At 70.5% G+C, this 7427-nt stretch carries 8 protein-coding genes; 3 read left to right on the forward strand and 5 right to left on the reverse strand.

What is annotated here, in order from left to right; translation table 11 throughout:
* Positions 1-466 (forward strand): carbohydrate ABC transporter permease (locus tag H5J33_RS17450; protein WP_181795848.1); only part of this gene is annotated, 466 nt, incomplete at its 5' end.
* On the forward strand, positions 463-1305 hold the full coding sequence (locus H5J33_RS17455; RefSeq protein WP_181795849.1) for a carbohydrate ABC transporter permease: 843 nt from the start codon (positions 463-465) through the stop codon (positions 1303-1305). The genes H5J33_RS17450 and H5J33_RS17455, both read left to right, overlap by 4 nt.
* Positions 1306-1331: 26 nt before the next feature.
* Here the strand turns inward: H5J33_RS17455 and H5J33_RS17460 are convergent, their stop codons facing one another.
* From H5J33_RS17460 to H5J33_RS17480, 5 genes are all read right to left on the reverse strand, one after another.
* Positions 1332-2222 carry a UTP--glucose-1-phosphate uridylyltransferase gene (locus tag H5J33_RS17460; protein ID WP_181795850.1) on the reverse strand — a complete coding sequence of 297 codons (891 nt, stop codon included), beginning with the start codon at positions 2220-2222 and terminating at the stop codon, positions 1332-1334.
* Positions 2219-3451, reverse strand: a complete 1233-nt coding sequence (locus H5J33_RS17465) for a VCBS repeat-containing protein (protein ID WP_181795855.1) — start codon at positions 3449-3451, stop codon at positions 2219-2221. The genes H5J33_RS17460 and H5J33_RS17465 overlap by 4 nt, the downstream gene beginning before the upstream one ends.
* A 92-nt stretch (positions 3452-3543) precedes the next feature.
* Positions 3544-4266 (reverse strand): hypothetical protein, encoded by a 723-nt coding sequence (locus H5J33_RS17470; protein ID WP_181795851.1) that lies wholly within the window; start codon positions 4264-4266, stop codon positions 3544-3546.
* A gap of 54 nt (positions 4267-4320) precedes the next feature.
* Entirely contained in the window at positions 4321-5511 is a 1191-nt protein-coding gene (wecB, locus tag H5J33_RS17475; protein WP_181795852.1) for a non-hydrolyzing UDP-N-acetylglucosamine 2-epimerase, read from the reverse strand.
* A gap of 244 nt (positions 5512-5755) precedes the next feature.
* Entirely contained in the window at positions 5756-6544 is a 789-nt protein-coding gene (locus H5J33_RS17480) for an SDR family oxidoreductase (RefSeq protein ID WP_181795853.1), read from the reverse strand.
* Positions 6545-6687: 143 nt separating this feature from the next.
* On the opposite strand from H5J33_RS17480, the gene H5J33_RS17485 reads away from it, so the two are divergent.
* Positions 6688-7427, forward strand: a 740-nt coding sequence (locus H5J33_RS17485) for an SDR family NAD(P)-dependent oxidoreductase (RefSeq protein WP_181795854.1), incomplete at its 3' end; no start/stop codon positions are given.

Below are 7427 nucleotides of genomic sequence, written 5' to 3' on the forward strand. Positions count from 1 at the left end.
GTCCTGGTTCGGCGCCGGCTCCGGCCACGCCTGGCTCGGTGATCCCGAGTCGGCCAACACCTCCCTGGCCGGGGTCTCCGTCTGGCGGTTCACCGGACTGAACTTCGTGCTGTTCCTCGGCGCGATCCAGTCGATCCCGGCGGAACTGTACGAGGCCGCCCAGCTCGACGGGGCCTCGCGCTGGCAGCAGTTCCGGCACATCATCGCCCCGAGCATCCGGCCGGTGGTCAGCCTGAGCGTCATCCTGGCGGTCTCCGGCTCGCTGTCGGTGTTCGAGATCCCCTACATCATGACCGGCGGCGCGACCGGCACGACGACGTTCGTCATCCAGACGGTCAAGCTCGCCTTCCAGTTCAACAAGACCGGTCTGGCCTCGGCCGCCGCCGTCGTCCTGCTCCTGATCATCGTGCTGATCACCTGGATCCAGCGCCGCCTCGTGCCCGACGAGAAGGTGGACCTCGTATGACCACGCCCCCGCCCGCCCGCCGCCGGATCGGCCCCGCGCTGACGTATCTGTCGCTGATCGTCGCCTCGCTGGTGGTGCTGGTCCCGCTCGCCGTCGTCTTCCTGACCTCGCTGAAGACCTCCCGGGAGGTCGCGGACGGCGGTGCGCTGTCGCTGCCGGGCGACTGGCTGAACTTCGGCAACTACGTGACGGCGTTCAAGGACGGCAAGATGCTGTCCGCCTTCGTCAACACGGCCGTCATCCTGCTGTTCTCCATCACCGGCACGGTGCTCATCGGGTCGATGACCGCGTACGCCATCGACCGTTTCCACTTCCGGCTGAAGAAGCCGGTCATGGCGCTGTTCCTGATCGCCACCCTGGTGCCCGGGGTCACCACCCAGGTGGCGACCTTCCAAGTGGTCAACAGCTTCGGGCTGTTCAACACCATCTGGGCGCCCATCCTGCTCTACATGGGCACGGACATCGTCTCGATCTACATCTTCCTGCAGTTCATCCGCGGCATCCCGGTGTCGCTGGACGAGGCGGCGCGCCTGGACGGGGCCAACTCCCTCACCATCTACTGGAAGATCATCCTGCCCCTGCTGAAACCGGCGATCGCCACGGTCGTCATCATCAAGGGGATCACCGTGTACAACGACTTCTACATCCCCTTCCTGTACATGCCGTCCGAGGACCTCGGCACCATCTCCACCGCCCTGTTCCGCTTCAAGGGCCCGTTCGGCGCGCACTGGGAGGACATCTCGGCCGGCACGATCCTGGTCATCGTGCCGACCCTCGTCGTCTTCCTGTTCCTCCAGCGCTACATCTACAACGGCTTCGCCCAGGGCGCGACCAAGTGATCCGCGCCGCGGGGGCGGTGGCGGGCTCAGAGTTCGTTGGCGACGTACTTGCGCAGCCAGTCGCGGAAGTCCGGGCCCAGGTCCTCGCGTTCGCAGGCGAGACGGACCACGGCCCGCAGATAGGCGCCGCGGTCCCCGGTGTCGTAGCGGCGGCCGCGGAAGACCACGCCGTGGACGGGTCCGCCGGGGGCCGCGCCGGAGGCCACTGCCCGCAGGGCGTCGGTGAGCTGGATCTCCCCACCCTGGCCGGCCGGGGTGGTCCGCAGGACGTCGAAGATCTCCGGCGACAGGACGTAGCGCCCGATCACCGCGAGGTTGGACGGCGCGGTTCCCGGGGCCGGTTTCTCCACGAGCCCGGCGATGCGGGGCACGTCGGGGGTGCCTCCGGGGGCCGGCGAGGCGCAGCCGTAGCGGCCGATGTCCTCGTCGGGGACCTCCATCAGGGCCACCACGCAGCCGCCGTGCCGCTCCCGCACGTCGAGCATGGTGCCGAGGAGGGGGTCGCGGGGGTCGATGAGGTCGTCGCCGAGCAGGACCGCGAAGGGCTCGTCGCCGACGTGGTCCGCCGCGCAGAGCACGGCGTGGCCGAGGCCGAGCGGATCGCCCTGCCGGACGTAGTGCACGGTGGCGAGGTCGTCCGAGGCGGTGACGGCGGCCAGCCGCCGCTCGTCGCCCTTGCGCCGGAGCGCGGTGACCAGTTCGTGGTTGCGGTCGAAGTGGTCCTCCAGGGCCCGCTTGTTCCGTCCGGTGATCATCAGTACGTCGTCCAGTCCGGCGCCGGCGGCCTCCTCGACGACGTACTGGATGGCCGGGGTGTCCACGACCGGCAGCATCTCCTTGGGAGTCGCCTTGGTCGCGGGGAGGAAGCGGGTGCCGAGGCCGGCCGCCGGGATGACGGCCTTACGGACGCGGCTCATCGGTCCTCCCCGGTGCGGTTGCGGTGCAGCACGATCCTGGCGTCCTTGGCCACGTAGTAGTTGTCGACGGCGTAGGAGATGGTGGCGAAGTCGATCCGGCCCTCGCCGTCGAAGTCGCCGAGGGCGATCCGGGCCACGGACTCGTCGGCGACCCGCCACTTGGTCCACACCCCGGCCCGGGCGTCGAGGGCCTTGTAGTAGAAGACACCCTGCCAGGGCCAGGGGCCGCGCAGAGCCACCAGGAACTCGTCGTCGCCGTCGCCGTCGAAGTCGGCGCAGACGATCTGGTGTCCGGGGCCTTCGCCGTTCTCGTTGGGGTCCCCGAACACGTCGAGGATCGTGCGGGTCCAGGTGTGGGTGCCGCCCGGCTCGGGCCGCTTGGTGTAGACGGCGACGGTGTTGCCGTGGAAGGGCTCGACCGCGGCGACGTAGGCCAGGGGGTCGTCGCCCAGGCGTCCGGCGTTCAGGTCGCCGCTGCCGCGGAAGCCGGTCCGCTCGAACTGGCCGCGCTCCCCGGTACCGATCAGGACCCGTTCCCACTGGGCGCGTTCCTCGTCCCAGTACAGCCAGGTCACGCCCTCGTCGGAGGCCAGCAGAAGGCTGTCGCGGTCGCTGCCGGGGATGAGTCCCTTCTTCTTCTCCGCCCCGTGGATCATGCGGAAGTGCCGGTCGTCGATGACGGTCATGGGCCACTCGGCGGCGCTGTGCACGTCGTCGGGCTGGGTGAACATCACGACCGGGAGGACGGCGTGGACGTCCTCGACCGCCACGATGGGCAGTCCGATGATCTCCAGGCGCTCGCGCTGCGTGAAGTAGCCGGCGCGCAGCCGGTGCATGCCCACGGCCCGCCCCACGTAGTGGCGTTTCCAGCGCGAGGGGTCCTTGTCCGGCTGGCCCGGGTTCTCCAGCCAGCTGATCTTCCCGCCCTCCGGGTCGGGGTCCACGATGGTGCCGATGGGGCCGTACAACTCGTGGCACACGATGATGTCGGCGACGCCGTTGCCGCTGATGTCGGCGAAGTCGGCGCCCACCGGCATGTGGATCCCGTCGGCGGCCAGCCGGCGCTCCCAGGTCCCGTCGTTGCGGTACCAGTAGATCTCGCCCAGGCGCAGGCCGTAGCCGAACAGGTCGACGCGGCCGTCGCCGTCGAGGTCGGTGGCCTCCAGCCAGTAGCCGTCCCGCAGTTGGTCGGCGACGGTCTCGGAGTCGAAGCGGGGGATGCGCACCATCGGGCTGTCCGTGTGGTCTGTCACGGCGTCACTCTCCTGGATGTCGCGGGCGGTGGTGTTCCTCGGGCTCGGTGGAACGTGCGGGCGGCCGGTCAGCAGGGGTGGTACTCCAGGGCCAGCCAGACGCAGTCGGTGTCCGACCAGTAGCGGTGCCAGGGGTAGTGCCAGGCTCCGGTGGCGTCGTGGGCGCAGAACGGCGCGTGGGTCGCGCCCGGTTCCAGCGCGAGGTCCTGGTAGCGGGTGGCGGCGTCCTGGGCGTGGAACTTCTGCATGCGTCCGCGCCCCGCGATCTGGGTGTGGACCTCCAGGAACTCGTGCTTGCGGTGGATGTGGCAGTCGGTGCCCGGGGGCGCGTACCAGAGATTGGCCTGGAGGCGCAGCGGGACGGCGGTGCGGGCGGCGCTCGGGGTGCCCAGCAGCTCCGGCGGGAGCGTCACGGTGCCGAGCTGTTCCACGGGGGAGCGCCACAGGGGGGTGTGCGCGGGGAAGGGGGCGCCCTCGCCGGCGCCGGCGGCCAGCGACGGGTCGTCGCCGATGCGCAGCCATCCTTCCCGGGTGCCGAGCTCCGTGAGGTCTTCCTGTTCCCAGCCGGTGAACAGCAGCAGCGGGCCCGGGTGGCGGAGCGTCACCCGGTTCAGCACGGCCGACCGCAGGGCGGGGACCAGGGAGGGCTGGGCGGTGCCGAGGTCCAGCGGGAGGGCCGTGGGGTTCACGACCAGGGTCTCCTCGCGCAGGGGGATCTCGTCGCCGGGCGCGGTGAGCCGGACGCGCAGGGTAGGGGTGGAGAAAGCGAGCACCGTCTCGGTGAGTGCCATGGGTGTCCTTCGTCAGTGGCTGTGGCTCCCCGTCCGGGAGCGCGCGGGTCCGGGTCAGCCGGCGAGCTGGGCCATGCCGGATCCGAAGTGCCCGGTCACCAGGGCGGATTCGGGCGCGAAGAGGGACGGCGCCGGGCCGAGGCCGAAGTAGTGGGCGAGAGCTCCGACGGTGCGCTCGGCGGCGTAGCCGTCGCCGTACGGATTGACCGCGCGGGCCATGGCGGTGTAGGCGGCGCTGTCGTCCAGCAGGGAGGCGGCGGCCTCGACGATGCCCTCGGTGGTCTTGCCGACGAGCCGGGCCGCTCCCGTCTCGATGGTCTCCACCCGCTCGGTGACGTCGGCCAGCACCAGGGTGGGGGTGCCGAGCGCCGGGCCCTCCTCCTGGGCGCCGCTGCTGTCCGAGATGATCATGTCGGCGCGGTCGAGCAGCCGGCAGAAGGAGAGGTACGGCAGGGGGTCGGTGACGGTGATGTCCGGGTGACCGGCGACCACGGGCAGGATCGCCTCGCGTACGGCCGGGTTGCGGTGCAGCGGGATGACGACGCGTACGTCACCGCGGTCGGCGAGCCGTCGCCAGGCGTGGGCGATGTCGCTCAGCTGGGGCCAGGCGTCCCGGCGGTGGGCGGAGGCCAGGATGACCCGGCGGCTCTCCTGTTCCAGGTCCTCGAGTTCGGGGCGTCCCCAGTCGGCCGCGTGCCGGGCGCCCCACTGGAGGGCGTCGATGACGGTGTTGCCGGTGACCACGATGTCGCGGGCGGGGACGCCCTCCTTCAGCAGGTGGTCGCGGTTGCCCCAGGTCGGTGCCAGGTGCAGGTCGGCGACCCGGGCGACGAGCCGGCGGTTGCCCTCCTCGGGGAAGGGCGAGGACAGCGTGCCGCTGCGCAGTCCGGCCTCGACGTGCACCACGGGTATGCGGTGGTGGAAGGCGGACAGCGCGCCCGCCAGGGTGGTCGCGGTGTCCCCGTGGACGAGGACGGCGTCCGGGCGTTCCTCGGGCAGGTAGGTGTCGAGGCTCTCCAGGATGCGCGCGGTGGTTCCGGAGAGCGTCTGGCGCTCCCTCATCACCGCCATGTCGTGGTCCACCGACAGACCGAAGGCGGCGAGGGTCTCGTGCAGCATCTCGCGGTGCTGGCCGGTGGAGATGACGGCCGGCTCGAAGCGCGGATCGCGCTGTAACAGGCGGATCACCGGAGCGAACTTGATGGCCTCCGGACGGGTGCCCATGACAAGGGCGACTCTCTTCACGGCGGAACAGCTCCTCGAATCTTCGCCGCCGGGGCACCGTGGAGGCGGGTGCCCCAGCGCGTGGTCGTGCGGCCACTCTGTCGCACGTGGACGAGTCCGGGACGACGGCGCGGTCACTCACCGCAGCTCGGCTGTCGCTCACCGGGTGCGACTGACCGTAGCCTAGATCCCGCATCGCGGAAAGGATCAAGGTTTATACGAATGCAAATCGCACCCAGCAGAATCTTCGCGGGCGAGATACGCGTCACACCGTCGGTGTGACGCCCCCGTCCACGACGATCTCGGCGCCGGAGACGAACGCCGACGCGTCGGAGGCCAGATGTACGGCCGCCGCGGCCACCTCCTCCGGCCGGCCGAGCCGGCCCGCCGGGATGCCGTTCAGCTCGACGTACCGCTTCAGCGCGGTCTCCCGGTCGGTGCCGAACTCCTCGGCGAGCGCGTCGGCCAGGCCGCCCGGACGGTCGTAGACGGCCGTGCGGATGAAGCCGGGAGAGATCACGTTGGAGCGCACGCCCCGCGGGGTGAACTCCCTGGCCAGCGCCTTCGACAGCATGAGGACCCCGGCCTTGGCCACGCTGTAGTCCGGCAGCCTGGGGTTGGGCATGCGGGCCGCTTCCGAGGCGGTGTGCAGCAGCACACCGCTGCCCCGCTCCAGCATGTGGGGCAGGACGGCGCGGGACATCCGGACGTATCCCAGCAGGTTCAGCTCCAGGACGTCCCGCCAGGCGTCGTCCCCGACGCCGAGAAAGCCCCCCGGCCGGACCCTGGCCACACCGGCGTTGTTGTGCAGGACGTCGACGCGCCCGAAGCGGTCGAGCGCGGCCTGGGCGAGCCGCCGGGCCCCGTCGGGGTCGCGCAGATCGGCCTCGACCGGCAGCACCCGGTCGTCACCCAGGGCCGCGAGCGCTCCCGGATCGAGGTCACCGCCCACCACGTACGCCCCTTCCTCCAGGAATGCGCGGGCCGTGGCGAAACCTATTCCGCCGCCCGCGCCGGTGATGAGAACGACCTTTCCCGCGAGATTGTGTTGCACGGCTTCCTCTCTCTTCCGGTTTTTCCGGTGCCTGACGAGTGTGTGCGGGACGAGTGTTTCTCGCACACCCCGGTTCTTGTCCAGTGCGGGTTAGAGTCGCACAGCGAATTCCACCAACCCTCTGCAGAAGGAGGACGCACGCCGTGCATATCGATCTCTCGGGCCGCATCGCGCTGGTCACCGGTTCCACTGCCGGAATCGGGCTCGCCGTCGCCAGGGGTCTCCACGCCGCCGGGGCGGAAGTGGTGCTCAACGGCCGGACCGAGGAACGCCTGGACAAGGCTCTCGGCGAGTTCGGCTCCGCCGAGCGGGTCCACAAGGTGGCCGCCGACGTGGGCACCGCGGCGGGGTGCCGCGCGCTGGTGGAGGCATTTCCGGCCGTGGATATTCTGGTGAACAACGCCGGAATCTTCGGCCCGCAGCCGATTTTTGAAATCCCGGACGAGGAGTGGCAGCGCTTCTTCGACGTGAATGTGATGAGCGGCATCCGGCTGTCCCGGCACTATGTGCCGAAGATGGTGGAGCGCGGCTGGGGAAGGACCGTCTTCGTCTCCAGCGAATCCGCCGTGCAGGTGCCGCCGGAGATGGTCCACTACGGCATGACCAAAACCGCTCAGCTGACCGTGGCCCGGGGTCTGGCCGAGGCGGTCGGCGGCACCGGCGTCACGGTGAACAGCGTCCTGCCCGGACCGACCCTGAGCGAGGGGGTCGAGAAGTTCGTGCGCGAGCTGGTGGGCGATGCGGCGGGTTCGCCGGAGGAGGCGAGCCGGCTGTTCATCGAGAAGGAGCGGCCCACCTCGCTGCTCGGCCGTCTCGCCTCCTCCGAGGAGGTGGCGAACCTGGTGGTGTACCTGTGCTCCGAGCAGGCGTCGGCGACCACGGG

The organism is Streptomyces sp. WELS2 (assembly GCF_013870595.1).
In the GTDB taxonomy this organism is placed as follows: Bacteria; Actinomycetota; Actinomycetes; order Streptomycetales; family Streptomycetaceae; genus Streptomyces.